Source organism: Streptomyces sp. NPDC056452 (assembly GCF_042796085.1).
Lineage (GTDB): Bacteria > Actinomycetota > Actinomycetes > Streptomycetales > Streptomycetaceae > Streptomyces.
The window spans coordinates 1-24,652 of the sequence record NZ_JBHTRI010000015.1 but is presented as its reverse complement, the minus strand read 5'-3'; the positions used below and the strand labels follow the sequence as shown (position 1 = coordinate 24,652).

At 69.9% G+C, this 24,652-nt stretch carries 20 protein-coding genes; 14 read left to right on the top strand and 6 right to left on the bottom strand.

The features are described 5' to 3' along the window. Positions 1 to 56 precede the first annotated feature (56 nt). The 13 genes from uvrC to ACFQ6X_RS16800 all read left to right on the top strand — a co-directional run bounded on the left by uvrC (position 57) and on the right by ACFQ6X_RS16800 (position 16,257). A complete protein-coding gene (uvrC, locus tag ACFQ6X_RS16860) occupies positions 57 to 2,189 on the top strand; it encodes an excinuclease ABC subunit UvrC (RefSeq protein WP_383182127.1) in 2,133 nt (710 codons plus the stop codon). Beyond that, complete coding sequence (rapZ, locus tag ACFQ6X_RS16855) at positions 2,186 to 3,145, top strand: RNase adapter RapZ (RefSeq protein ID WP_383182125.1); 960 nt, start codon at positions 2,186 to 2,188, stop codon at positions 3,143 to 3,145. The genes uvrC and rapZ overlap by 4 nt, the downstream gene beginning before the upstream one ends. Then, complete coding sequence (gene yvcK, locus ACFQ6X_RS16850; protein ID WP_383182123.1) at positions 3,142 to 4,176, top strand: uridine diphosphate-N-acetylglucosamine-binding protein YvcK; 1,035 nt, start codon at positions 3,142 to 3,144, stop codon at positions 4,174 to 4,176. Before rapZ ends, yvcK begins: the two co-directional genes overlap by 4 nt. Beyond that, entirely contained in the window at positions 4,167 to 5,156 is a 990-nt protein-coding gene (whiA, locus tag ACFQ6X_RS16845; protein WP_030919772.1) for a DNA-binding protein WhiA, read from the top strand. Before yvcK ends, whiA begins: the two co-directional genes overlap by 10 nt. Positions 5,157 to 5,366: 210 nt before the next feature. Continuing rightward, positions 5,367 to 8,300, top strand: coding sequence for a M14 family zinc carboxypeptidase (locus ACFQ6X_RS16840; RefSeq protein ID WP_383182121.1), 2,934 nt, complete (start codon positions 5,367 to 5,369; stop codon positions 8,298 to 8,300). A gap of 223 nt (positions 8,301 to 8,523) precedes the next feature. Continuing rightward, entirely contained in the window at positions 8,524 to 9,534 is a 1,011-nt protein-coding gene (gap, locus tag ACFQ6X_RS16835) for a type I glyceraldehyde-3-phosphate dehydrogenase (protein WP_351176312.1), read from the top strand. Between the two features lie 112 nt (positions 9,535 to 9,646). Beyond that, positions 9,647 to 10,858, top strand: a complete 1,212-nt coding sequence (locus ACFQ6X_RS16830; RefSeq protein ID WP_383182118.1) for a phosphoglycerate kinase — start codon at positions 9,647 to 9,649, stop codon at positions 10,856 to 10,858. Between the two features lie 6 nt (positions 10,859 to 10,864). After that, positions 10,865 to 11,641, top strand: a complete 777-nt coding sequence (tpiA, locus tag ACFQ6X_RS16825) for a triose-phosphate isomerase (protein WP_383182116.1) — start codon at positions 10,865 to 10,867, stop codon at positions 11,639 to 11,641. Between the two features lie 114 nt (positions 11,642 to 11,755). Beyond that, positions 11,756 to 11,992 carry a preprotein translocase subunit SecG gene (gene secG, locus ACFQ6X_RS16820; protein ID WP_069172160.1) on the top strand — a complete coding sequence of 79 codons (237 nt, stop codon included), beginning with the start codon at positions 11,756 to 11,758 and terminating at the stop codon, positions 11,990 to 11,992. A gap of 109 nt (positions 11,993 to 12,101) precedes the next feature. Next, on the top strand, positions 12,102 to 12,437 hold the full coding sequence (locus ACFQ6X_RS16815) for an RNA polymerase-binding protein RbpA (protein WP_079099553.1): 336 nt from the start codon (positions 12,102 to 12,104) through the stop codon (positions 12,435 to 12,437). Positions 12,438 to 12,591: 154 nt separating this feature from the next. Further along, positions 12,592 to 14,244, top strand: a complete 1,653-nt coding sequence (gene pgi / locus ACFQ6X_RS16810; RefSeq protein ID WP_383182113.1) for a glucose-6-phosphate isomerase — start codon at positions 12,592 to 12,594, stop codon at positions 14,242 to 14,244. 4 nt (positions 14,245 to 14,248) lie between these two features. Beyond that, positions 14,249 to 14,752 carry a PH domain-containing protein gene (locus ACFQ6X_RS16805; RefSeq protein ID WP_383182111.1) on the top strand — a complete coding sequence of 168 codons (504 nt, stop codon included), beginning with the start codon at positions 14,249 to 14,251 and terminating at the stop codon, positions 14,750 to 14,752. Further along, on the top strand, positions 14,749 to 16,257 hold the full coding sequence (locus tag ACFQ6X_RS16800) for a PH domain-containing protein (RefSeq protein ID WP_383182109.1): 1,509 nt from the start codon (positions 14,749 to 14,751) through the stop codon (positions 16,255 to 16,257). The genes ACFQ6X_RS16805 and ACFQ6X_RS16800 overlap by 4 nt, the downstream gene beginning before the upstream one ends. A 10-nt stretch (positions 16,258 to 16,267) precedes the next feature. Here the strand turns inward: ACFQ6X_RS16800 and ACFQ6X_RS16795 are convergent, their stop codons facing one another. The 6 genes from ACFQ6X_RS16795 to tkt all read right to left on the bottom strand — a co-directional run bounded on the left by ACFQ6X_RS16795 (position 16,268) and on the right by tkt (position 23,284). Beyond that, positions 16,268 to 16,627: a VOC family protein gene (locus ACFQ6X_RS16795; RefSeq protein WP_383182107.1), complete on the bottom strand. Its 360-nt coding sequence runs from the start codon at positions 16,625 to 16,627 to the stop codon at positions 16,268 to 16,270. A 71-nt stretch (positions 16,628 to 16,698) separates the two neighbouring features. Further along, positions 16,699 to 17,481: a 6-phosphogluconolactonase gene (gene pgl / locus ACFQ6X_RS16790; protein ID WP_383182105.1), complete on the bottom strand. Its 783-nt coding sequence runs from the start codon at positions 17,479 to 17,481 to the stop codon at positions 16,699 to 16,701. Next, the gene (gene opcA / locus ACFQ6X_RS16785) at positions 17,478 to 18,509 is read right to left on the bottom strand and encodes a glucose-6-phosphate dehydrogenase assembly protein OpcA (protein WP_383182103.1); all 1,032 of its coding nucleotides are present in this window, start codon (positions 18,507 to 18,509) and stop codon (positions 17,478 to 17,480) included. The genes pgl and opcA overlap by 4 nt, the downstream gene beginning before the upstream one ends. After that, a complete protein-coding gene (gene zwf / locus ACFQ6X_RS16780) occupies positions 18,506 to 20,038 on the bottom strand; it encodes a glucose-6-phosphate dehydrogenase (RefSeq protein ID WP_383182101.1) in 1,533 nt (510 codons plus the stop codon). Before zwf ends, opcA begins: the two co-directional genes overlap by 4 nt. 5 nt (positions 20,039 to 20,043) lie before the next feature. Continuing rightward, the gene (gene tal / locus ACFQ6X_RS16775; RefSeq protein ID WP_383182099.1) at positions 20,044 to 21,162 is read right to left on the bottom strand and encodes a transaldolase; all 1,119 of its coding nucleotides are present in this window, start codon (positions 21,160 to 21,162) and stop codon (positions 20,044 to 20,046) included. A 34-nt stretch (positions 21,163 to 21,196) separates the two neighbouring features. Further along, positions 21,197 to 23,284 (bottom strand): transketolase, encoded by a 2,088-nt coding sequence (tkt, locus tag ACFQ6X_RS16770; protein WP_383182097.1) that lies wholly within the window; start codon positions 23,282 to 23,284, stop codon positions 21,197 to 21,199. A gap of 285 nt (positions 23,285 to 23,569) precedes the next feature. Here tkt and ACFQ6X_RS16765 point away from each other — a divergent pair, with 285 nt between their 5' ends. Continuing rightward, entirely contained in the window at positions 23,570 to 24,523 is a 954-nt protein-coding gene (locus ACFQ6X_RS16765) for a heme o synthase (protein ID WP_383182095.1), read from the top strand. The last annotated feature ends 129 nt before the right edge of the window (positions 24,524 to 24,652 follow it).

Below are 24,652 nucleotides of genomic sequence, written 5' to 3'. Positions count from 1 at the left end.
GGCGGATCCCCTGCGAGAATGCCGCGCTGTCACCGCCCGCAAGTAGGGTGTGAGACATGGCAGACCCCTCCAGCTACCGCCCCAAGCCGGGACAGATCCCCGACTCCCCGGGGGTCTACAAATTCCGCGACGAGCACCGCCGGGTGATCTACGTCGGGAAGGCCAAGAACCTGCGCCAGCGCCTGGCGAACTACTTCCAGGACCTGGCCGGCCTCCACCCGCGCACGCGCACGATGGTCACCACGGCCGCCTCCGTCGAATGGACCGTCGTCTCCACCGAGGTCGAGGCGCTCCAGCTGGAGTACTCCTGGATCAAGGAGTACGACCCCCGGTTCAACGTCAAGTACCGCGACGACAAGAGCTATCCCTACCTCGCGGTCACGCTCAACGAGGAGTTCCCGCGCGTCCAGGTCATGCGCGGCGCCAAGAAGAAGGGCGTGCGCTACTTCGGTCCGTACGGTCACGCCTGGGCGATCCGGGAGACGGTCGACCTCATGCTCCGGGTCTTCCCCCTGCGCACCTGCTCCGCCGGGGTGTTCAAGAACGCCGCCAGGACCGGCCGCCCCTGCCTCCTCGGTTACATCGGCAAGTGCTCGGCCCCCTGCGTCGGAAGGGTCAGCCCCGATGAGCACCGCGAACTGGCCGAGGACTTCTGCGACTTCATGGCCGGACGGACGGGTACGTACATCCGCCGCCTGGAGAAGGACATGATGCTGGCGGCCGAGGAGATGGAGTACGAGAGGGCGGCCCGGCTGCGCGACGACGCCGAGGCGCTCAAGCGGGCCATGGAGAAGAGCGCCGTCGTCCTTGCCGACGCCACCGACGCCGACCTGATCGCGGTGGCCGAGGACGAGCTCGAGGCCGCCGTCCAGATCTTCCACGTCCGCGGCGGAAGGGTGCGCGGCCAGCGCGGCTGGGTCACCGACAAGGTCGAGGCCGTCGACACGGCGGGCCTGGTCGAGCACGCGCTCCAGCAGCTGTACGGGGAGGAGAAGGGTGACTCCGTCCCCAAGGAGGTCCTCGTCCCGGCGCTCCCCGAGGACCCGGAAGCCGTCTCCCAGTGGCTCGCGGACCGCCGGGGCTCCCAGGTCAGCCTGCGCATCCCGCAGCGGGGCGACAAGAAGGACCTGATGGTCACGGTCCAGCGCAACGCCCAGCAGGCCCTGGGGCTGCACAAGACCAAGCGCGCCTCCGACCTCACGACCCGCTCCCGGGCCCTGGAGGAGATCGCCGAGGCGCTCGGCCTGGACACGGCACCGCTGCGGGTCGAGTGCTTCGACATCTCGCATCTGCAGGGTGACGACGTGGTCGCCTCCATGGTGGTGTTCGAGGACGGACTCGCGCGCAAGAGCGAGTACCGCCGCTTCCAGATCAAGGGCTTCGAGGGCCAGGACGACGTCCGGTCGATGCACGAGGTCATCGGGCGCCGCTTCAAGCGCTACCTCCAGGAGAAGGAGCGCACGGGGGAGTGGGAGGAGACTCCGGCCGCCACGGGCCCCGTACCGGCACCCGGGTCACCCGCGCCCCTGGGGCCGGCAGGGTCCCCGGAGCCCGCGCCCGCAGGCGCCGCCGGAGGCGCGCCCACCGCCCTGGCCGACGCCCCCACCGTGCCCGGTGAAGAGCCCCGTGAGGAACCCCGCGAAGAGCCCCGTGAGGACGACGGCCGTCCCAAGCGGTTCGCCTACCCGCCGCAGCTCGTCGTCGTCGACGGCGGGCAGCCCCAGGTCGCCGCGGCCAAGCGCGCCCTGGACGAGCTGGGAATCGACGACATCGCGGTCTGCGGCCTCGCCAAGCGCCTCGAAGAGGTCTGGCTGCCCGATGACGACGACCCGGTGGTCCTGCCCCGGTCCAGCGAAGGCCTCTACCTCCTCCAGCGCATCCGCGACGAGGCCCACCGCTTCGCGATCACCTATCAGCGCGCCAAGCGGGCCAAGCGCATCCGCAGCAGCCCGCTGGACGACGTCGCCGGTCTCGGTGAGACCCGCAAGCAGGCGCTGATCAAGCATTTCGGCTCCGTGAAGAAGCTGAGGCAGGCGACAATCGACGAGATCTGCGAGGTTCCGGGGATAGGCCGCAGGACGGCGGAATCAGTGGCCGCGGCCCTCGCCACGGCCGCCCCGGCCGCGCCCGCCGTGAACACGGCCACAGGAGAGATCATGGAAGAGGACGACGGGGGCAGCACGTCATGACCGAGCACGCGCATGAACGCCAGAACGACCGAGCAGACGGAGCAGCAGACGTGAGTACGGGAAGCACCAAGGAGAAGGCCGAGGCCGCCGTGCCGGCCATCCCCGAGCTGGTGATCATCTCGGGTATGTCGGGCGCCGGGCGCAGCACCGCCGCCAAGTGTCTGGAGGACCTCGGCTGGTTCGTCGTCGACAACCTCCCGCCCGAGCTGATCCCCACGATGGTGGAGCTCGGCGCCCGGTCCCAGGGCAACGTCGCCCGTATCGCCGTCGTCGTCGACGTACGGGGCCGCCGCTTCTTCGACAACCTCCGGCAGTCCCTCGCGGACCTGGAGGCCAAGCACGTCACCCGGCGGATCGTCTTCCTGGAGTCCTCCGACGACGCGCTCGTACGCCGGTTCGAGTCGGTCCGCCGCCCGCACCCCCTCCAGGGCGACGGCCGGATCGTCGACGGCATCGCGGCCGAGCGGGATCTGCTGCGCGAGCTGCGGGGCGACGCCGACCTGGTGATCGACACCTCCAGCCTCAACGTGCACGAACTGCGGGCCAAGATGGACGCCCAGTTCGCCGGCGACGAGGAGCCGGAGCTGCGGGCCACGGTGATGTCGTTCGGCTTCAAGTACGGCCTGCCCGTCGACGCCGACCTCGTCGTCGACTGCCGCTTCCTGCCGAACCCGCACTGGGTCCCCGAGCTGCGTCCCTTCACCGGGCTCAACGAGGAGGTCTCCGACTACGTCTTCGACCAGCCCGGCGCCAAGGAGTTCCTCAACCAGTACACGGAGCTGCTCCAGCTGATCGCCGCGGGCTACCGCCGCGAGGGCAAGCGCTATGTGACCATCGCCGTCGGCTGTACGGGCGGCAAGCACCGTTCCGTGGCGATGTCGGAGAAGCTGTCCGCCCGGCTGGCCACGGAAGGTATCGAGACCGTGCTCGTACACCGGGACATGGGGCGCGAGTGACCAGTCGCAATCTGCGCCTGCGCAGGCTGAGCAGAGCGACCTCCGCGCTCTCCGGCCGGAAGCGGGGCGCGCAGCCCAAGGTCGTCGCCCTCGGCGGCGGTATGGGCCTGTCGGCGTCGCTCACGGCGCTGCGCCGGATCACCGGTGATCTCACGGCCGTCGTCACCGTCGCCGACGACGGGGGCTCCAGTGGCCGGCTCCGGGAGGAGCTGGGCGTCCTGCCGCCCGGCGACCTGCGCAAGGCGCTGGCCGCGCTGTGCGGGGACGACGAGTGGGGCCAGACCTGGGCCCAGGTCATCCAGCACCGCTTCGAGTCCAAGGGCGACCTGCACGAGCACGCGGTGGGCAACCTGCTGATCGTCGCCCTCTGGGAACAGCTGGGCGACCACGTGCAGGCGCTCGACCTGGTCGGCAAGCTGCTCGGCGCGCACGGCAGGGTGCTGCCCATGTCCGCCGTACCCCTGGAGCTCCAGGCGCTCGTACGGGGTCACGACCCGGAGCGTCCCGAGGACATAGTGACCGTGCGGGGACAGGCCACTGTGGCGCTCACCCCCGGTGAGGTGCAGTCCGTCCACCTGGTGCCCGCAGACCCGCCGGCGGTCCCGGAAGCGGTCGCGGCCGTCCTCGACGCGGACTGGGTGGTCCTCGGCCCGGGGTCATGGTTCTCCTCCGTGATTCCGCACCTGCTGGTGCCCGAACTGCTCGACGCGCTGGTCTCCACGAAGGCCCGAAAGGTCCTCTCGCTGAACCTCGCACCGCAACCCGGTGAAACAGAAGGCTTCTCACCGCAGCGTCATTTGGAGGTTTTGGGACGACACGCCCCTAAACTCGCCTTGGACGTGGTGCTGGCCGACGAGGCTGCCGTGCCCGACCGTGAGTCCCTCGCCGACGCCGCCAAGCGGCTCGGAGCCGCGGTCGAGCTGGCCCCGGTGGCCTCGCCCGACGGTGTTCCGATTCACGATCCGGAGCTGTTGGCTGCCGCGTACGACCGTATTTTTCGGATGCATGGAAGGATCGGCCCATGGCGATGACGCCAGCGGTGAAGGACGAAATCTCTCGGCTTCCCGTGACCCGGACCTGCTGCAGAAAAGCAGAGGTCTCGGCGATTCTTCGATTCGCGGGCGGGCTGCACCTGGTGAGCGGCCGGATTGTGATCGAGGCCGAACTCGACACGGCGATGGCGGCGCGCCGGCTGAAGCGGGACATCCTGGAGATCTTCGGGCACAGCTCGGAGCTGATCGTGATGGCTCCCGGCGGACTGCGCCGGGGCTCCCGCTATGTCGTACGCGTGGTGGCGGGCGGCGATCAGCTGGCCCGCCAGACCGGGCTGGTGGACGGCCGCGGCCGGCCGATCCGCGGACTGCCCCCGCAGGTGGTCTCGGGGGCCACCTGTGACGCCGAGGCCGCCTGGCGCGGGGCCTTCCTGGCCCACGGTTCGCTCACCGAGCCCGGCCGCTCCTCCTCGCTCGAGGTGACCTGCCCCGGCCCGGAGGCGGCCCTCGCCCTGGTCGGCGCCGCCCGCAGGCTCTCGATCGCGGCCAAGGCCCGCGAGGTCCGCGGGGTGGACCGCGTCGTCGTCCGGGACGGCGACGCCATCGGCGCGCTGCTGACCCGCCTCGGCGCCCATGAGTCGGTGCTGGCCTGGGAGGAGCGCCGGATGCGGCGCGAGGTCCGCGCCACAGCCAACCGGCTCGCCAACTTCGACGACGCCAACCTCCGCCGCTCCGCCCGGGCCGCGGTGGCCGCAGGCGCCCGTGTGGGGCGCGCGCTGGAGATCCTGGGCGAGGAGGTCCCGGAGCACCTCGCGGCGGCCGGACGGCTGCGCATGGAGCACAAGCAGGCCTCCCTGGAGGAGCTGGGCGCCCTCGCCGACCCGCCGCTGACCAAGGACGCGGTCGCGGGCCGGATCCGGCGGCTGCTGGCCATGGCCGACAAGCGGGCCCAGGACCTCGGTATCCCGGGCACGGAGTCCACCCTCAGTGAGGAGCTGGCCGACGGTCTCGTCGGCTGAGCGTCCGCGTACCTTCCGCCGCCGGCGCACCTCCCGAGGGCGTCGGCGGCGGCATCGCCGGGACAGTCCTCACGCACCCCGCTTGCATGCCCGGTACACGCTTTTTGTGCCGCAACGAGGCCCTATTGACATGACCATGGACCATCACGAACCTGTCCTCTGTCCGCCGACCCGGCGGACGGAAGTGACAGACAACTGCATGGGGGGCTCATGAGACGCAGAGCGCGAGCGATCCTCGCCGCGGCTTCATTACTGATGGCCGGACTGGCGGTACCCGTTGCCCAGGCGGACCAGGGGAGGGGCGGCGGCGCGGACGGTCTGGGTGTCTGGCACGCGGAGGTCTCCGCGGCCCAGCTGCCGCTGCTGGCCGAGGCGGGCACCGACAGCCACGAGCTGAGCGAGCAGGTGCCCGACCGGGGCTCGGCCACCATCGAGCTCTACCTCACCGAACGGCAGGCCGGAGAGCTGCGCGGCAAGGGCGTCGAGATCACCGAGCACACCCTCTCCGCCAAGGCCTCGAAGCGGGTCGCTGCAGCCGGCGACGGCGTCTTCCGCCCGTACAGCGGCGAGAACGGCCTGCAGAAGGAGATCCTCGCGACCGCCCAGGCCAACCCCGGCCTCACCAAGGTCGTCAGCATCGGGAAGACCGTCCGCGGCCAGGACATCCTCGCCCTGAAGCTCACCAAGGGCGCCAAGAAGGCCAAGGACGGCTCCAGGCCCGCCACGCTGTACATGTCCAACCAGCACGCCCGGGAGTGGATCACCCCGGAGATGACCCGCCGGCTGATGCACCACTACCTCGACGGGTACGGCAAGGACCCGCGGATCACGAGGATCGTCGACACCACCGAACTGTGGTTCGTGCTCTCCGCCAACCCCGACGGCTACGACTACACGTTCACCGGCGAACGGGACTGGCGCAAGAACCTCCGCGACAACAACGGCGACGGTGCCATCACCCCCGGTGACGGCGTCGACCTCAACCGCAACTTCCGCTACAAGTGGGGCTACGACAACGAGGGTTCGTCGCCGGACCCGGGCGACGAGACCTTCCGCGGCACCGCGCCCGCCTCCGAGCCGGAGACCAGGGCACTGGACGCCTTCCAGAAGCGCATCGGCTTCCAGTACGGGATCAACTACCACTCCGCCGCACAGCTGTTGCTGTACGGAGTGGGATGGCAGGTCGCCACGGACACACCCGACGACATCGTCTACAAGGCACTCGCCGGGACACCGGAGAAGCCCGCCATCCCGGGATACCGCTCACAGGTCTCCTCCGAGCTGTACGTCACCAACGGCGAGGCCGACGGACACGCGGCCAACGTCAACAGGATGATGATGTTCACGCCGGAGATGTCGACGTGTGCGACCGCCTCCCGGATCGACCCCGACGACGCGTGGGAACCGGCCGACTGCGGCTCGATCTTCCGCTTCCCGGACGACGAGAAGCTGATCCAGCAGGAGTTCGCCAAGAACGTCCCGTTCGCGCTCGCGGTCGCCGAGTCCGCCGCGCACCCCGACCGGCCGGTCTCCCCGGTCGGCATCGACGCGCCCGACTTCACCCCTGACGCCTTCACCACCTCCTACGCCCGCGGCGGCGACCAGGAAGTGGCGGTCACCGCCCGCAAGTCCGTCCGCGACAAGCGCCTCAACTACCGCATCGACGGCGGGCGCACGCACACCGAGCGGCTCAAGGCCTGGAAGGGCGGCGAGACCTACGGAGGCGAGGACAACCTCCACTTCGACCAGTACCGCGCCGAGGTCGAGGACGCCGACGAGGGCGACACCGTCACGGTCTGGTTCACCGGCCGCACGGCAGCCGGCAAGCGCACCTCCAGCACCCCCTTCAGCTACACCGTCGCCGACCGGCCGCGCGGCGACACCCTGGTGATCGCCGAGGAGGGCGCCCCCGCCCGGCACACCGCCGCGTACACCGGGGCGCTCGCGGCCAACGGCCACGGAGCGGCCGTCTGGGACGTCGCCGCGAACGGCACCCCGAACGCCCTCGGGGTGCTCAGCCACTTCCGTACCGTCGTCTGGTACACCGGGGCCCAGCGCCCGGCCGCCGCGACCATGCTCGCGGTCCGCTCCTACGTCAACGAGGGCGGCAAGCTGATCAACGCCGGCGAGCAGGCGGGCGGAACCGTCACCGGCGCCGGAGGCACCGACGACTTCTCGCAGTACTACCTCGGCGCGTACAACAGGGTCGGGCTGAAGTCGCCGCCCTCCTTCGCGGGCTCCGGACGGCTGTCCGGGGCGACGGGAACGCTCGGCGACGTCCCGGACAACGCACTGGAGGCGGCGGGCGCGTACACCGTCACCTCGGACACGCTGGACCCGGAGGAGTTCCCGCAGTTCCGCAGCGCCGCGGCGGGTGACTACCCGGGGGTCCGCACACCCTTCGAGCCGTACGGGGGCTCCTGGTTCGCCGCCGCCACCCACCAGGACGACTCCTACAAGAGGCTCTCCCGCACCGTCGACCTGACGGGCACCACCGCGGCGGACGCCCCGGGCCTGCGGTTCCAGCTCAGTTACGACACCGAGGAGGGGTACGACAATGTCGTCATCGAGGCCCGCACCGTGGGCCAGGACGACTGGACGACCCTGCCCGACGCCAACGGCGGCACCGACACCGGCCTGCCCACGGACTGCGAGGAGGGCTACTACGCCCAGCTCCACCCCTTCCTCACCCACTACCTGACCGTCGGCGGCGACGCCTGCACCGGCACCGGGACGACCGGCAGCTGGAACCGGTTCACGGGCAGCTCCAACGGCTGGCAGCAGGTCTCCGTGGCCCTCGCCGCGTACGCGGGCAAGCAGGTCGAGCTCTCGGTCTCCTACGTCACCGACCCGGGCTCGGGCGGCATCGGGGTCTTCGTGGACGACACCGAGCTCGTCGTCGGCGGGACGCCCCGGGACACCGAGGGCTTCGAGACCGCCCTCGGCCCCTGGAGCACCCCCGGGGCGCCGGCCGGCAGCCCGCAGAACACGGCCGACTGGACCCGTTCCGGACCGCTGTTCCATTCGCAGGCCGCCGTCACGACCCGCGACACCGTGCTGCTCGGCTTCGGCCTCGAACACGTGGCCGGTGCCGCCGAGCGGAAGCAGCTGATCGGAAAGGCGCTGAGAAGCCTGGGGCGTTGACGCTCCGTAACCGTCGCACGGGTGGGGCCGGTGCCCCGCCCGTGCGATTGCAGCAGTACCGGAGGTCCGTATTCCTACTCGGGAGTACGGACCTCGCTGTCCGTTCCGCGCCTACTCGATGTCACTACCGGGCCCTCGGAGAGGTAGGGTCGGAGGCGGTCGGGGACATCCCATACAACTCGCCGGCGTCGAAAACCGGCGTACCTAACGAGGAGATCGGTTCGTGACGATCCGCGTAGGCATCAACGGCTTTGGCCGCATCGGTCGTAACTATTTCCGCGCGCTGCTGGAGCAGGGTGCGGACATCGAGATCGTGGCTGTCAACGACCTGGGTGACACTGCGACCACGGCCCACCTGCTGAAGTACGACACCATTCTGGGTCGTCTCAAGGCAGAGGTGAGCCACACCGCCGACACCATCACCGTCGACGGTCACACCATCAAGGTGCTCTCCGAGCGCAACCCGGCCGACATCCCCTGGGGTCAGCTGGGCGTCGACATCGTCATCGAGTCGACCGGCATCTTCACCAAGAAGGCCGACGCCGCGAAGCACATCGCGGGTGGCGCCAAGAAGGTCCTCATCTCGGCTCCGGCCAAGGACGAGGACATCACCATCGTGATGGGCGTCAACCAGGACAAGTACGACGCGGCCAACCACCACGTCATCTCCAACGCCTCCTGCACCACCAACTGTGTGGCGCCGATGGCCAAGGTTCTGGACGAGAACTTCGGCATCGTCAAGGGCCTGATGACGACGGTCCACGCGTACACGAACGACCAGCGGATCCTGGACTTCCCGCACTCGGACCTGCGTCGCGCCCGCGCCGCGGCCGAGAACATCATTCCGACCACGACCGGTGCCGCCAAGGCGACCGCTCTGGTCCTGCCGCAGCTCAAGGGCAAGCTCGACGGCATCGCGATGCGCGTCCCGGTCCCGACCGGTTCCGCTACCGACCTCGTCGTGACGCTGCAGCGCGAGGTCACCAAGGACGAGGTCAACGCCGCGTTCAAGAAGGCCTCCGACGACGGCGACCTCAAGGGTTTCCTGACCTACACCGAGGACCCGATCGTGTCCTCGGACATCGTCGGCGACCCGTCCTCCTGCACCTTCGACTCCTCCCTGACCATGGTCCAGGAGGGTACGTCGGTGAAGATCCTCGGCTGGTACGACAACGAGTGGGGTTACTCCAACCGCCTCGTCGACCTGACGGTCTTCGTCGGCGAGCAGCTCTGATCCTCGGATCGGCAGGCATCTCGATGTGAGTAAGGGGCTCGGGCGGCGCAACGTGGCGCCGTCCGAGCCCCTTGCGTGCTCATCCGTCCTTCCAAGGAGTACCGCGAACAAGATGAAGACGATCGACGAACTTCTCGCCGAAGGGGTCGCCGGCAAGCGGGTATTCGTCCGCGCCGACCTCAACGTGCCGCTCGACGGCACCACGATCACCGACGACGGCCGCATCCGCGCCGTCCAGCCGACGGTCGCCAGGCTCGCCGAAGCCGGCGCGCGGGTCGTCGTCGCCTCGCACCTCGGCCGCCCCAAGGGCGCCCCGGACCCGGCGTTCTCGCTGGCTCCCGCCGCCGCGCGCCTCGGTGAGCTGCTCGGTGCCGAGGTCGCCTTCGCGACCGACACCGTCGGCGAGTCCGCCCGCGCCACGGTCGCCGCTCTCACCGACGGCCAGGTCGCCGTCATCGAGAACCTCCGCTTCAACGCCGGCGAGACGTCGAAGGACGACGCCGAGCGCGGCGCCTTCGCCGATCAGCTCGCCGAGCTCGCCGACGTGTACGTGGGCGACGGCTTCGGTGCCGTCCACCGCAAGCACGCCTCGGTCTTCGACCTCCCGGCCCGGCTGCCGCACGCGGCCGGCGGCCTGATCGCCACCGAGGTCGGCGTCCTCAAGAAGCTCACCGAGGACGTCACGCGCCCGTACGCCGTGGTCCTCGGCGGCTCCAAGGTCTCCGACAAGCTCGGCGTGATCGACCACCTGCTGGAGAAGGCCGACCGCATCCTCATCGGCGGCGGCATGGCCTACACCTTCCTCAAGGCCCAGGGCCACGAGGTCGGCAGCTCCCTCCTCCAGGAGGACCAGATCCCGGCGGTGCTCGGCTACCTCAAGCGCGCCGAGGAGAAGGGCGTGGAGTTCGTGCTCCCCGTCGACGTCGTCGTCTCCGCGCAGTTCCCGGACCTCAAGGCCAAGACCCCGGGCAACCCCACCACCGTCGCCGCCGACGCCATTCCGGCCGGCGTGATGGGCCTGGACAACGGCCCGGAGACCAACAAGCTCTACGCCTCGAAGCTCGCCGACGCGGCCACCGTCTTCTGGAACGGCCCGATGGGCGTCTTCGAGCACCCCGACTACGCCGAGGGCACCAAGGCGGTCGCCCAGGCCCTCGTCGACTCCTCGGCCTTCAGCGTCGTCGGCGGCGGGGACTCCGCAGCCGCCGTCCGCATCCTGGGCTTCGACGAGAACGCATTCGGCCATATCTCGACCGGTGGCGGCGCCAGCCTCGAATACCTCGAGGGCAAGACGCTTCCCGGCCTCGCCGCACTGGAGGACTGACCCTTAATGAGCACCCGCACCCCGCTGATGGCGGGCAACTGGAAGATGAACCTCAACCACCTCGAGGCCATCGCCCACACCCAGAAGCTCGCCTTCGCGCTGGCCGACAAGGACTACGACGCCGTAGAGGTCGCCGTCCTGCCGCCCTTCACCGACCTGCGCTCCGTGCAGACCCTGATCGACGGCGACAAGCTGAAGATCAAGTACGGCGCCCAGGACATCTCCGCGCACGACTCCGGCGCGTACACCGGTGAGATCTCCGGCCCGATGCTCGCCAAGCTGAAGTGCACGTACGTGGCCGTCGGCCACAGCGAGCGCCGCCAGTACCACGGCGAGAACGACGAGATCTGCAACGCCAAGGTGAAGGCCGCCTACAAGCACGGTCTGACGCCGATCCTCTGCGTCGGTGAGGGCCTGGACGTCCGCAAGGCCGGTGAGCAGGTCTCCCACACCCTCGCGCAGCTCGACGGTGCCCTGAAGGACGTCCCGGCCGAGCAGGCCGAGTCCATCGTGATCGCGTACGAGCCGGTCTGGGCCATCGGGACCGGCGAGGTCGCCACCCCCGAGGACGCCCAGGAGGTCTGCGGTGCGATCCGCCGCCGCCTCGCCGAGCTGTACTCGCAGGAGCTGGCCGACGCCGTCCGTATCCAGTACGGCGGCTCGGTGAAGTCCGGCAACGTCGCGGCCATCATGGCGCAGCCCGATGTGGACGGTGCGCTCATCGGCGGCGCCGCCCTGGACGCCGACGAGTTCGTCAAGATCGTCCGCTTCCGCGACCAGTGAGTATGCGGTAGCGCCGATCCGTCGTACCCTTGCGGGGGCCGAGAGGGGTATCCCCCTCAGGCCCCCGCTGTTCGTACATGCAGTCCTAAAGATTCCGGAAAGTAGGGACCAGCCGTGATTTTGGCGTTCGAGATCGCCCTGATCGTCTTCAGCCTGCTGCTGATGCTGCTGGTGCTGATGCACAAGGGAAAGGGCGGCGGCCTCTCCGACATGTTCGGTGGCGGAATGCAGTCGTCCGTGGGCGGCTCGTCGGTCGCCGAGCGTAACCTCGACCGCATTACCGTTGTGGTTGGTCTGGCCTGGTTCGCGTGCATTGTCGTCCTTGGTCTGCTCATCAAGCTGGACAGCTGACCCGTCGCTCGCGATTCCCGGTGAGGGTGTAACTCCTTCTACTGGACGCGCGTTGGGCCTTACGTAGACTGGGGCATCTTCGAGCACCATCACGCAGGGAGTTACGACCGTGGCAAGTGGCAACGCGATCCGGGGAAGCCGGGTCGGAGCGGGGCCGATGGGGGAGGCCGAGCGCGGCGAGTCCGCGCCGCGCCTCCGCATCTCCTTCTGGTGCTCGAACGAGCACGAGACGCAGCCGAGCTTCGCCCATGACGCGCAGGTACCGGAGACCTGGGACTGCCCGCGGTGCGGCTTCCCGGCCGGCCAGGACCGGGACAATCCGCCGGCGCCCCCGCGCACCGAGCCGTACAAGACGCACCTGGCGTACGTGCGCGAGCGGCGCAGCGACGCGGACGGCGAAGCGATCCTCGCCGAAGCCCTCGCAAAACTCCGCGGCGAAATCTGAGAGCTGTTCACCGGCCGGTCACCCCATGGGTGCCCGGCCGGAATCCGTATGTCGTCCCGCAGCCCGCTGCTGCCCCGTCGCGCCCTTCCGATCAATTAGGTTGGTGGGGCAGCGGGGATGTTGCAGGTACGAGTAGAAGTGGGCGATTTCCCGGATGAACGCACAAAGCCGAACGAAGCTCAATCAGATGCCCGAGTGGACGGCTCTCGGCAAGCACCGTGAGGAGTTCGGCGGCACCGATCTGCGTCAGCTGTTCGCGGACGCGCCGGACCGCGGGAGCGCGTACACCCTCCGGGTCGGCGACCTCCACATCGATTACTCCAAGCACCTGGTCACCGACGAGACGCTGGGCCTGCTGCGCGAGCTCGCCGCCGCCACGGACGTCGCCGGGCTGCGGGACGCGATGTTCCGCGGCGAGAAGATCAACACCACCGAGGACCGCGCCGTCCTGCACACCGCGCTCCGCGCCCCGCGCGACGCCGTGATCGAGGTCGACGGCGAGAACGTGGTGCCGGCCGTGCACGCCGTCCTCGACAAGATGGCCGCCTTCTCCGACCGGGTCAGGGCGGGCGAGTGGACCGGTCACACCGGCAAGCCCATCAAGAACATCGTGAACATCGGCATCGGCGGCTCCGACCTCGGCCCCGCCATGGCGTACGAGGTGCTGCGCTCCTTCACCGACCGCTCGCTCACCGTCCGCTTCGTGTCCAACGTCGACGGTGCGGACCTGCACGAGGCCGTACAGGGACTCGACCCGGCGGAGACGCTGTTCATCGTCGCGTCCAAGACCTTCACCACGATCGAGACCATCACCAACGCCACCTCCGCCCGCGACTGGCTGCTCACCGAGCTGAGGGCCGGTCAGGACGCCGTCGCCAAGCACTTCGTGGCGCTGTCGACCAACGCGGACAAGGTCGCGGACTTCGGCATCGACACGGCCAACATGTTCGAGTTCTGGGACTGGGTCGGCGGCCGCTACTCCTACGACTCGGCGATCGGCCTCTCGCTGATGATCGCCATCGGTCCGGACCGGTTCCGCGAGATGCTCGACGGCTTCCACCTCGTCGACGAGCACTTCCGCACCGCGCCCGCCGAGGAGAACGCCCCGCTCCTGCTGGGTCTGCTGGGTGTCTGGTACGGCGCGTTCTTCGACGCCCAGTCCCACGCCGTGCTGCCCTACAGCCACTACCTGTCCAAGTTCACCGCGTACTTGCAGCAGCTGGACATGGAGTCCAACGGCAAGTCCGTGGACCGGGACGGCAATCCGGTCGACTGGCAGACCGGCCCGGTCGTCTGGGGCACCCCCGGCACCAACGGCCAGCACGCCTACTACCAGCTGATCCACCAGGGCACGAAGGTCATCCCGGCGGACTTCATCGGCTTCGCCGCGCCCGTCGGCGACCTGCTGCCCGGCCTGATCGCCCAGCACGACCTGCTGATGGCCAACTTCTTCGCCCAGACCCAGGCCCTCGCCTTCGGCAAGACGCCCGAAGAGGTCCGCGCGGAGGGCGTCGCCGAGGAACTCGTTCCGCACAAGACCTTCCGCGGCAACCACCCGACGACCACGATCCTCGCCGACCGGCTCAGCCCGTCGGTGCTCGGCCAGCTGATCGCGCTGTACGAGCACAAGGTCTTCGTCCAGGGCGCCGTCTGGAACATCGACTCCTTCGACCAGTGGGGCGTCGAGCTCGGCAAGGTCCTCGCCAGGAAGATCGAGCCGGTCCTGACCGAGGGCACCGGCGCCGAGGAGCTCGACAGCTCCACCGCCGCCCTCGTCTCCGCGTACCGCACGCTGCGGGGTCGCTGAGCCGATGGGCAGGGGGGCGGGGACGGTAGTACTCAGGCCGCCGCGGAACGCGCCGGCTCCGCGGGCCGTCGGCTGGTGGCGGGCCCAGTGGCTGCTGCTGACGGGCGCTGCGGTGGCCGTGCTGGGCCTGCTGGGAGCCTTCATCGCTCCGGCCAGGTTCTGGCTCCTGGTGCCCGCGGCGGCCCTGGCCGTCATCGGCCTGCTGTGCGCCGTCCTCTTCCCCCTCTGGTGGTTCCGCACCCACCGGTGGGAGGTCACCGACGACGCGGTCTACGTACGGACCGGTGTCTTCCTGCAGGAGTGGCGGATCGCGCCGATGTCCCGCATCCAGACCGTGGACACCGTGCGGGGCCCGCTGGAGCAGCTCTTCGGACTGGCCACGGTCACGGTCACCACCGCGTCCGCCAAGGGGGCCGTGCAGATCGAGGGCCTCGGCCACGAGGTCGCGGCCGAGCTCGCCGAACGGCTGACCAGGGTCACGCAGGCCACCCCCGGGGACGCCACGTGAGCACCGCCGCGGCCGAGGACCCCCGGTGGCGGCGGATCCACCCGCGCACGGTGCTGGTCACCGCGCTCGTCACGGCAGGAGTCGCGGCCGGCGCCGCCGTACCGGCCGTCCTCGCGCTGTCCGGCCGGTTCGGATACGCGCGAGCCATCGGCTGGGCGCTGGCCGGGGCGGTTGTCCTGATCGGGTGCGCCGCCGCCGGTGACTACGTGCGGTGGCGGCGCACCCGCTACCGCATCGGCCCCGAACGCGTCGATCTGCACACCGGGCTCCTGCTGGTCAAACGGCGCTCACTGGACCGGACACGGATCCGCAGCGTCGACCTCACCGCCCCCGTCCAGCTGCGGCTCCTCGGGCTGGTCACGGTGCGCATCGGCACCGGCGAACAGGCCGGCAGCGAATCCACCCTGGAACTCGACCCCGTCGCCCGGGCCGAGGGGGAGCGGCTGCGTCACGAACTCCTCGACCGTGCCGCGGAGTCGGGCTCCGGGACGCACCGCGAGGGCGAACTGGCCACGCTCGACCCGCACTGGATCCGCTACGCACCGGTCTCCTTCGTCGCTCCCGCACTGGGTGGCGCCGCGGTCGGCGGTCTGCTGCAGATCAGCGAGTGGGCCGGGGTGCAGGGAGAGGTGATCGACTGGGTCGCGGACCGCTTCCTCGACACCCCGCTGGTCTGGGCGATCCTGGTCATGGTGGGTGCGGCCCTGGCCGCCGGTGTCGTCGGGGCACTCGGCCTCTGGGTCGAGATGTGGTGGAACTACCGCCTGGAACGCGAACCCGGCGGCACCCTGCGGGTGCGGCGGGGGCTGCTGACCTCCCGCTCCCTCTCCGTCGAGGAACGCCGGCTGCGCGGAGTGGACCTGGTGGAACCGCTCGGCGTACGGCTGTTCGGCGCCGCGCGGGTGGACGCGATCACCACGGGGCTGGCCAAGGACGAGGAAGCGCAGGGCGCCGACCACAACACCCTGCTCCCGGCCGCGCCCCGTGCGCTGGCCGACACGATCGCGGCCGAGGTCCTGCGGGAGAGAAGGACCCCGACCGGTGCCCCGCTGACCACCCACCCCCGCGCGGCCCGGAGCAGGAGGCTGCGCCGCGCGCTGGGGGCCGTTCTGGTCCCCGTGCTGGCCCTGGCGGTGCTGGGCGCCGTACTCACGCCCGTACTCCTGTGGATCGCGCTGGCCTGTGCCGTGGTGTTCCTTCCCCTCGCCGTGCTGCTGGCCCTCGACGCGTACCGGGCACTGGGGCACACCGTCAGCGGCGACTACCTCGTGACCCGGTCCGGTACCGTCCGGCGGTCCACGGCGGCCCTGCAGCGGACCGGGGTGATCGGCTGGACGGTGAAGCAGTCCTGCTTCCAGCGCCGGGCCGGGCTGTTGAGTGTCACCGCCACGACGGCAGCCGGGGCCGGGGCGTACACCGCGCACGACACCGATTCCTCCGAAGGCCTCACCTTCGCCGCGGAGGCCGTGCCCGGCCTGCTGGAGCCGTTCCTGGAGCGCACCTGAGCGGCACGGGTCAGCCGTGCGTCGTGTCGATGACGCAGAAGCGGTTGCCCTCGGTGTCCGCGAGAACCACGAAGTCCGGATCCGGCGGATAGAGCTCCCACGCCACCGGCCGCGCCCCCAGGCCCGTCAGCCGCGCCACCTCGGCGTCCTGCTCGGCGGTGTACAGATCGAGGTGGACGCGCGGCACCTCCTGCACGGGCGACTGGCTCCGCCCCAGGGCCAGTCCGGCGCCGTGCCCCTCGGCCGGGACCAGCACCACCCAGTCGTCCTCGAGCGGCTCACGCTCCACGTAGCCGAGCGCCGCCATCCAGAAGTCCGCCGCACGCCGTACGTCCGACGCGCCCATCACCACAGTCCCGATTCGCACCATGGCGCCACCCTGGCACGACGGAGGCCCGGCCACGCTCCTGGGAGCGGAACCGGGCCTCGGACGACCAGTGCCTACGCGGAGGCAGGCGGGTAGAGCGCACGCGGCAGCCGCGAGGCCGCCGCCGCGTCCAGCAGCCACAGCGTGCGGCTGCGGCCGTACGCGCCCGCCGCCGGGGCCTGGATCTCCCCGGCACCGGACAGCGCGATCTCCGCCGCCTCGGCCTTGTCCTCACCCGCCGCCAGGAGCCACACCTCGCGCGCGGCCCGGATGGCGGGCAGCGTGAGCGAGACACGGGTGGGCGGCGGCTTGGGAGCGCCGTGCACACCGACGACGGTGCGCTCGGTCTCCCGTACCGCCGGCAGCTCCGGGAAGAGCGACGCGACATGCGTGTCCGGGCCGACGCCCAGCATCAGCACATCGAACGTCGGTACGGGCCCGTGGTCCTCCGGGCCCGCCGCGGCAGCCAGTTCGGCCGCGTACCCGGCGGCGGCGGCATCCGCGTCGCCGCCGTACGGACCGTCCGAAGCAGGCATCGCGTGCACCCGGGACGGGTCCAGGGCCACCGCGTCCAGCAGGGCCTCGCGGGCCTGCGTGACGTTGCGCTCCGGGTCGCCCTCGGGCAGGAACCGCTCGTCGCCCCACCACAGGTCGAGCCGCGACCAGTCGATCGCGTCCCGCGCGGGCGAACCGGCGAGCGCGGCCAGCAGGCCGTTGCCGTTGCGCCCGCCGGTGAGGACCACGGAGGCCGATCCGCGTGCGGCCTGGGCGTCCACGATCTTCGTGATCAGCCGGGCCGCCGCGGCCTGGGCCATCAGCTCCTTGTCGCGGTGCACGACGAGCTGCGGAGCACTCACTTCGAGGCCGCCTTCTTGGCCGCGGCCTTCTTCGCCGCCGGGGCCGCGGCCCCGGCGGGGGACGACGGCTTGTGCCCGGCACCGACCGAGGACGCCTCGGCGGGACCGCCGAGACGCTCCACGCCGAACTTCACCGTGGCCTCGTAGATGTTGTCCGGGTCCAGCCGTCGCAGCTCCTCCGCGAGGAGCTCGGCGGTCTCCCGCCGCTTCAGCGCCACCGCACGGTCCGGCTGGCCCACCATGGAGAGCGTGGCCAGCGAGCCGTCGGCCCGGTCCAGAACGATGACACCGTTCTTGGTCTCCAGCCGGACGGCCGTAAGACCGGGACCGGCGGACAGGGTGCGCTCCACCGGGACACCGAGCCGGTCCGCGAGCCACATGGCCAGCAGTTCGCAGCTCGGGTTGTCCGACTCGCCCTCGACCGTCGCCGAGACGACCTGGGCGGGCTGCTGGTCGAGCGCGGCCGCCAGCATCGAGCGCCACGGCGTGATGCGGGTCCACGCCAGGTCGGTGTCGCCCGGCTGGTACGTCGCCGCACGCACCGCGAGCTCGTCGAGCGGGTGCTCGGCCGAGTACGTGTCGGTGATACGGCGCTGGGCCAGCGCACCCAGCGGGTCCTTCGCCGGGTCCGCCGGGGCGTCCTCGGGCCACCACACCACGACCGGGGCGTCCGGCAGCAGCAGCGGCAGGACGACCGACTGGGCGTGATTGGCCAGCTCGCCGTGCAGACGCAGGACGACGGTCTCGCCGGAGCCCGAGTCGGAACCGACCCGCACCTCGGCGTCGAGGCGGGCGTCACGCCGGCTGCGCGGCGAACGGCTGATCCGCTTGATCACCGCGATGATGCGCGAGGGGTGCTCGCGCGAGGAGTCGGCCGCCGCCCGGAGGGCGTCGTAGGCGTTCTCCTCGTCGGTGACGACGACGAGGGTGAGCACCATTCCGATGGCCGGGGTGCCGATGGAACGGCGGGCCGACACCAGGGCCTGGTTGATCTTGCTGGACGTGGTTTCCGTGAGATCGATCTTCATGGCCGGCGCCAGCTCCGTCCGTCGCGTGCGAGCATCTCGTCGGCTTCGGCCGGACCCCAGGTGCCGGCCGCGTACTGGGCGGGCTTGCCGTGCTTGTCCCAGTACTCCTCGATCGGGTCGAGGATGTTCCAGGAGAGCTCGACCTCCTGGTGGCGCGGGAAGAGGTTGGCGTCGCCGAGCAGGACATCCAGGAGAAGCCGCTCGTACGCCTCCGGGCTGGACTCCGTGAAGGACTCGCCGTACGCGAAGTCCATCGTGACGTCCCGTACCTCCATGGAGGTACCGGGCACCTTGGAGCCGAACCGCACCGTGACGCCCTCGTCCGGCTGCACCCGGATGACCAGGGCGTTGCCGCCCAGCTCCTCCGTCGCACCGGACTCGAAGGGCAGGTACGGGGCGCGCTTGAAGACGACCGCGATCTCCGTGACCCGGCGACCGAGCCGCTTTCCGGTACGGAGGTAGAACGGCACGCCCGCCCAGCGGCGGTTGTTGATCGTCAGCTTGATCGCGGCGAAGGTGTCGGTCTTCGACTTGGGGTCGATACCGTCCTCCTCCAGATAGCCGGGGACTTCCTCGCCGCCCTGCCACGCGTGCGCGTACTGGCCGCGCACGGTGTGCTTGCCCAGGTCGTCCGGCAGTTCCACCGCCGTGAGCACCTTGAGCTTCTCGGCGACCAGGGCCTTCGGGTGGAAGGAGCCGGGCTCCTCCATCGCGGTCAGCGCCAGCAGCTGGAGCAGGTGGTTCTGGATGACGTCACGGGCTGCGCCGATGCCGTCGTAGTAGCCGGCCCGGCCGCCGATGCCGATGTCCTCGGCCATCGTGATCTGGATGTGGTCGACGTACGACCTGTTCCAGATCGGCTCGAACATCGTGTTGGCGAAGCGCAGCGCCAGGATGTTCTGGACCGTCTCCTTGCCGAGGTAGTGGTCGATACGGAAGACCTCGTTCGGCGGGAACACATCGTGCACGAGCTGGTTGAGCTCCTGCGCGCTGGTGAGGTCGTGCCCGAACGGCTTCTCGATGACGGCACGCCGCCAGGAGCCCTCCTTCTGGTCCGCGAGCCCGTGCTTCTTGAGCTGCTGGACGACCTTGGGGAAGAACTTCGGCGGTACGGACAGGTAGAAGGCGAAGTTGCCTCCCGTGCCCTGTGCCTTGTCGAGCTCCTGGATCGTGGCCTTCAGGGTCTCGAAGGCGTCGTCGTCGTCGAAGTTGCCCTGGACGAAGCGCATCCCCTGGATGAGCTGCTGCCAGACCTCTTCACGGAACGGCGTACGCGCGTGCTGCTTGACGGCGTCGTGGACCTCCTGGGCGAAGTCCTCGTCCTGCCACTCGCGGCGTGCGAAACCGATGAGCGAGAAGCCCGGCGGCAGCAGGCCGCGGTTGGCCAGGTCGTAGACGGCGGGCATCAGCTTTTTACGGGACAAATCGCCCGTGACGCCAAAGATCACCAGGCCCGACGGCCCCGCGATACGCGGGAGCCGTCGGTCCTGGGCGTCACGGAGCGGGTTCACTCCGGGAACACCAGACAAGGTGGTCAGCCCTCCGAAGGAGCGAGGCGCTTGAGCTCGGCCTCGGTGGAGTTGAGCAGGTCGATCCAGGCAGCCTCGAACTTCTCGACGCCCTCGTCCTCGAGGAGCTGGACGACGTCGTCGTAGCTGACCCCGAGCTTCCCGACGGCGTCGAGCTCGGCACGTGCCTGCTCGTAGGTGCCGACGATGGTGTTGCCCGTGATCTGTCCGTGGTCCGCCGTGGCGTTCAGCGTGCCCTCGGGCATGGTGTTCACCGTGCCGGGGGCGACCAGGTCGTCCACGTACAGGGTGTCCTTGTACGCGGGGTCCTTCACGCCCGTGGAGGCCCACAGTGGACGCTGCTTGTTGGCGCGGGCCTTGTCCAGGGCCGCCCAGCGGTCGGAGGAGAAGACCTCCTCGTACGCCTCGTAGGCGAGGCGGGCGTTGGCCAGAGCGGCCTTGCCCTTCAGTGCCTTCGCCTCGTCGGTGCCCACGGCGTCCAGGCGCTTGTCGATCTCGCTGTCCACACGGGACACGAAGAACGAGGCCACCGAGTGGATCTTGGAGAGGTCCAGGCCCGCGGCCTTCGCCTTCTCCAGGCCCGCCAGGTAGGCGTCCATGACCTCGCGGTAGCGCTCCAGCGAGAAGATCAGCGTCACGTTGACGCTGATGCCCTTGCCGATGACCTCGGTGATCGCCGGCAGGCCGGCCTTGGTCGCCGGGATCTTGATGAGCGTGTTCGGCCGGTCCACCAGCCAGGCAAGCTGCTTGGCCTCGGCGACGGTGGCCGCCGTGCGGTGGGCCAGGCGCGGGTCGACCTCGATGGAGACCCGGCCGTCCTGGCCGTCGGTGGCGTCGAAGACCGGGCGCAGGATGTCGGCGGCGTCGCGGACGTCGGCCGTCGTGATCATGCGGATGGCCTCGTCGACCGTGACCTTGCGGGTGGCGAGGTCGGTGAGCTGCTGGTCGTAACCGTGGCCCTCGGAGATCGCCTTCTGGAAGATCGACGGGTTGGTCGTGACACCCACGACGTGGCTCTGGTCGATCAGCTCGGCCAGGTTGCCGGAGGTGATCCGGGTACGGGAAAGGTCATCGAGCCAGATCGCCACGCCCTCGTCGGAGAGGCGCTTGAGTGCGTCTGTCATGAGAATTGCATCTCCTACTAGTCGTATAACCGGGTCAGCGCGCGGTGGCGGCGAGAGATTCCCGGGCGGCGGCGGCCACGTGGCCGGCGGTGAAGCCGAACTCGCGGAAGAGGACCTTGGCGTCGGCCGAGGCACCGAAGTGCTCCAGCGAGACGATCCGGCCCGCGTCACCCACGTACCGGTGCCAGGTCAGACCGATGCCGGCCTCGACGGCGACACGGGCCTTGACGGACGGCGGCAGCACGCTGTCCTTGTACTCCTGGTCCTGCTCCTCGAACCACTCGACACACGGCATCGAGACCACACGGGTCGGAACACCGGCCGCCTGGAGCTCGTCCCGCGCCTCGACGGCCAGCTGGACCTCGGAGCCCGTACCGATCAGAACGGCCTGCGGCTCGCCGCCCTCGGCCTCGAACAGGACGTAGCCGCCCTTGGCCGCGTCCTCGTTCGCCGCGTACGTCGGCACACCCTGGCGGGTCAGCGCCAGACCGTGCGGGGCGCCCTTGCCGAACACCTTGGTGTAGCGGCGAAGGATCTCGCGCCAGGCGATCGTGGTCTCGTTGGCGTCGGCCGGGCGGACGACGTTGAGGCCCGGGATGGCGCGCAGCGAGGCGATGTGCTCGACCGGCTGGTGGGTCGGACCGTCCTCACCGAGGCCGACCGAGTCGTGCGTCCACACGTACGTCACCGGCAGGTGCATCAGCGCGGACAGGCGCACGGCGTTGCGCATGTAGTCGGAGAACACCAGGAAGGTGCCGCCGTAGATACGGGTGTTGCCGTGCAGTGCGATGCCGTTCATGGCCGCGGCCATCGAGTGCTCGCGGATGCCGAAGTGGATCGTCCGGCCGTACGGGTCGGCCTCGGGCAGCGGGTTGCCTGCCGGGAGGAACGACGACGTCTTGTCGATCGTGGTGTTGTTCGAACCGGCCAGGTCGGCCGAGCCGCCCCACAGCTCGGGGATGACCCCGCCGAGCGCCTGCAGGACCTTGCCGGAGGCCGCACGGGTGGCGACACCGTGGCCGGCCTCGAAGACGGGAAGCTTGTCCTCCCAGCCCTCGGGCAGCTCGCCCGCGGAGATGCGGTCGAACTCGGCGGCGCGCTCCGGGCTGGCCGTGCGCCACGCCGCGAAGGACTTCTCCCACTCGGCCTGGGCCTCACGGCCGCGGTCCAGTGCCTCACGGGTGTGCGAGATGACCTCGTCGGAGACCTCGAAGGTCTTCTCCGGGTCGAAGCCGAGCACCCGCTTGGTGGCCGCGATCTCCTCGTCGCCGAGCGCCGAGCCGTGTGCGGCCTCGGTGTTCTGGGCGTTCGGGGCGGGCCAGGCGATGATCGAGCGGGCCGCGATGAACGACGGGCGCTCGGTCTCGGCCTTGGCGGCCAGCAGCGCCCGGTAGAGGCCCTCGGGGTCCAGGTCGCCGCTGGGCGACTGGTCGACGCGCTGGACGTGCCAGCCGTAGGACTCGTACCGCTTGAGGGTGTCCTCGGAGACCGCGGTCTCCGTGTCGCCCTCGATCGAGATGTGGTTGTCGTCCCACAGGAGCACCAGGTTGCCGAGCTTCTGGTGGCCGGCGAGCGAGGACGCCTCGGCGGAGATGCCCTCCTGGAGGCAGCCGTCACCGGCGATGACCCAGATCGTGTGGTCGAACGGGGAGGTGCCGGGGCTCGCCTCCGGGTCGAACAGGCCGCGCTCGTAACGGGAGGCCATCGCCATGCCCACGGCGTTCGCGACACCCTGACCGAGCGGGCCGGTCGTCGTCTCGACGCCGGTGGTGTGGCCGTACTCCGGGTGGCCGGGCGTCTTGGAGCCCCAGGTGCGGAAGGCCTTGAGGTCGTCCAGCTCCAGGCCGTAACCGGCCAGGTAGAGCTGGATGTAGAGCGTCAGGCTGGAGTGGCCCGCGGAAAGGACGAACCGGTCGCGGCCGGTCCAGTCGGCGTCCGCCGGGTCGTGGCGCATCACCTTCTGGAAGAGGGTGTACGCGGCAGGAGCCAGGCTCATCGCCGTACCCGGGTGGCCGTTTCCGACTTTCTGTACGGCGTCCGCGGCGAGGACGCGGACAGTGTCCACGGCCCGCTGGTCCAATTCGGTCCACTGGAGGTCTGTGGTGGTCGGCTTGGTGCTCACCCTGAGTCAGGGCTCCTCTCCACTGTTCGTAAACCGGTGGCTGATACCGCACCGGGCATTGCCGAGCCTACCCCCGGAACAAGGCCTCACTTCTGCCCTTTCCACAGTGCGGGCGACCTGCGGAGTTCGCCTCCCGTATGAGCGCCACCGTTCACTTCTGCGCCACCCCAACACGACCCCACCCCCGCGAAGAGCGGCGTATCCGCAACGTCTACAGTGGTCTGGTTCGCGCAAGTCTTTACCGGGCCTTCATGCCCGGAGCTTGCTGGGATTTCTCTGTCAGGGGTGTGCGTGACGGCCGTCGAGTCCCGACCCGCAGGGGTCGCCTTGACTCCGAGCCCAGTGGGCCAACGCCCGTTCGGGGCCCGCATCAAGGCATTCGTGGCACTTACCAAGCCGCGCATCATCGAGTTGCTGCTGATCACCACCGTTCCGGTGATGTTTCTTGCCGCTCAAGGCGTGCCCGACCTGTGGCTCGTAGTCACCACCACCATCGGCGGATATCTCTCCGCGGGCGGTGCCAATGCGCTCAACATGTATATCGACCGTGACATCGACGCGCTGATGGACCGTACGTCCCAGAGGCCGCTGGTCACCGGCATGGTGAGCCCGCGCGAGTGCCTGGTCTTCGGAATCGCCCTCGGAGTGATTTCGACGGTCTGGTTCGGCCTGCTCGTCAACTGGCTCTCGGCCGCGCTCTCGCTCGGCGCACTTCTGTTCTATGTCGTCGTCTACACGATGCTGCTCAAGCGCCGGACCTCGCAGAACATCGTCTGGGGCGGAATCGCCGGCTGCATGCCCGTGCTCATCGGCTGGTCCGCCGTGACCAATTCGATGTCCTGGGCCGCAGTCATTCTTTTCGCCGTCATCTTCTTCTGGACGCCGCCGCACTACTGGCCGCTGTCGATGAAGGTGAAGGAGGACTACGCCCGGGTCGGCGTCCCGATGCTCCCGGTCGTCGCCTCCAACCGGGTGGTCGCCCGCCAGATCGTCGTCTACAGCTGGGTGATGGTCGGCGTCTCGCTGCTGCTCACCCCGCTGGGCTACACCGGCTGGTTCTACACGGCTGTGGCCCTGCTGGCCGGCGGCTTCTGGCTCTGGGAGGCGCACGGCCTGCAGAACCGGGCCAGGGCCGGGGTGACCGGCGGAAAGCTCAAGGAGATGCGACTGTTCCACTGGTCCATCACCTATGTCTCCCTCTTGTTCGTCGCCATCGCGGTGGACCCCTTCCTGCGGTAGTCCCGCAGGTACGAAGCTCCGCCGACGGGCGGGGGGCGTGGCAAATTCCCCGACCCCCCCCCCGCCCCCGGGTGTTACCGGCCGGGGGCTCAATTTTTATGGGTCGCATGGAGTTGCCCCCAACCCGCA

Bases quoted from the DNA above. Each gene is read 5' to 3' on its own strand.
- rapZ (WP_383182125.1), top strand. From the start codon at position 2,186: ATGACCGAGCACGCGCATGAACGCCAGAACGACCGAGCAGACGGAGCA.
- tal (WP_383182099.1), bottom strand. From the start codon at position 21,162: ATGACAGACGCACTCAAGCGCCTCTCCGACGAGGGCGTGGCGATCTGG.
- ACFQ6X_RS16840 (WP_383182121.1), top strand. From the start codon at position 5,367: ATGAGACGCAGAGCGCGAGCGATCCTCGCCGCGGCTTCATTACTGATG.
- ACFQ6X_RS16795 (WP_383182107.1), bottom strand. From the start codon at position 16,627: ATGGTGCGAATCGGGACTGTGGTGATGGGCGCGTCGGACGTACGGCGT.
- whiA (WP_030919772.1), top strand. From the start codon at position 4,167: ATGGCGATGACGCCAGCGGTGAAGGACGAAATCTCTCGGCTTCCCGTG.
- tpiA (WP_383182116.1), top strand. From the start codon at position 10,865: ATGAGCACCCGCACCCCGCTGATGGCGGGCAACTGGAAGATGAACCTC.
- opcA (WP_383182103.1), bottom strand. From the start codon at position 18,509: ATGAAGATCGATCTCACGGAAACCACGTCCAGCAAGATCAACCAGGCC.
- ACFQ6X_RS16805 (WP_383182111.1), top strand. From the start codon at position 14,249: ATGGGCAGGGGGGCGGGGACGGTAGTACTCAGGCCGCCGCGGAACGCG.
- uvrC (WP_383182127.1), top strand. From the start codon at position 57: ATGGCAGACCCCTCCAGCTACCGCCCCAAGCCGGGACAGATCCCCGAC.
- ACFQ6X_RS16830 (WP_383182118.1), top strand. From the start codon at position 9,647: ATGAAGACGATCGACGAACTTCTCGCCGAAGGGGTCGCCGGCAAGCGG.
- pgi (WP_383182113.1), top strand. From the start codon at position 12,592: ATGAACGCACAAAGCCGAACGAAGCTCAATCAGATGCCCGAGTGGACG.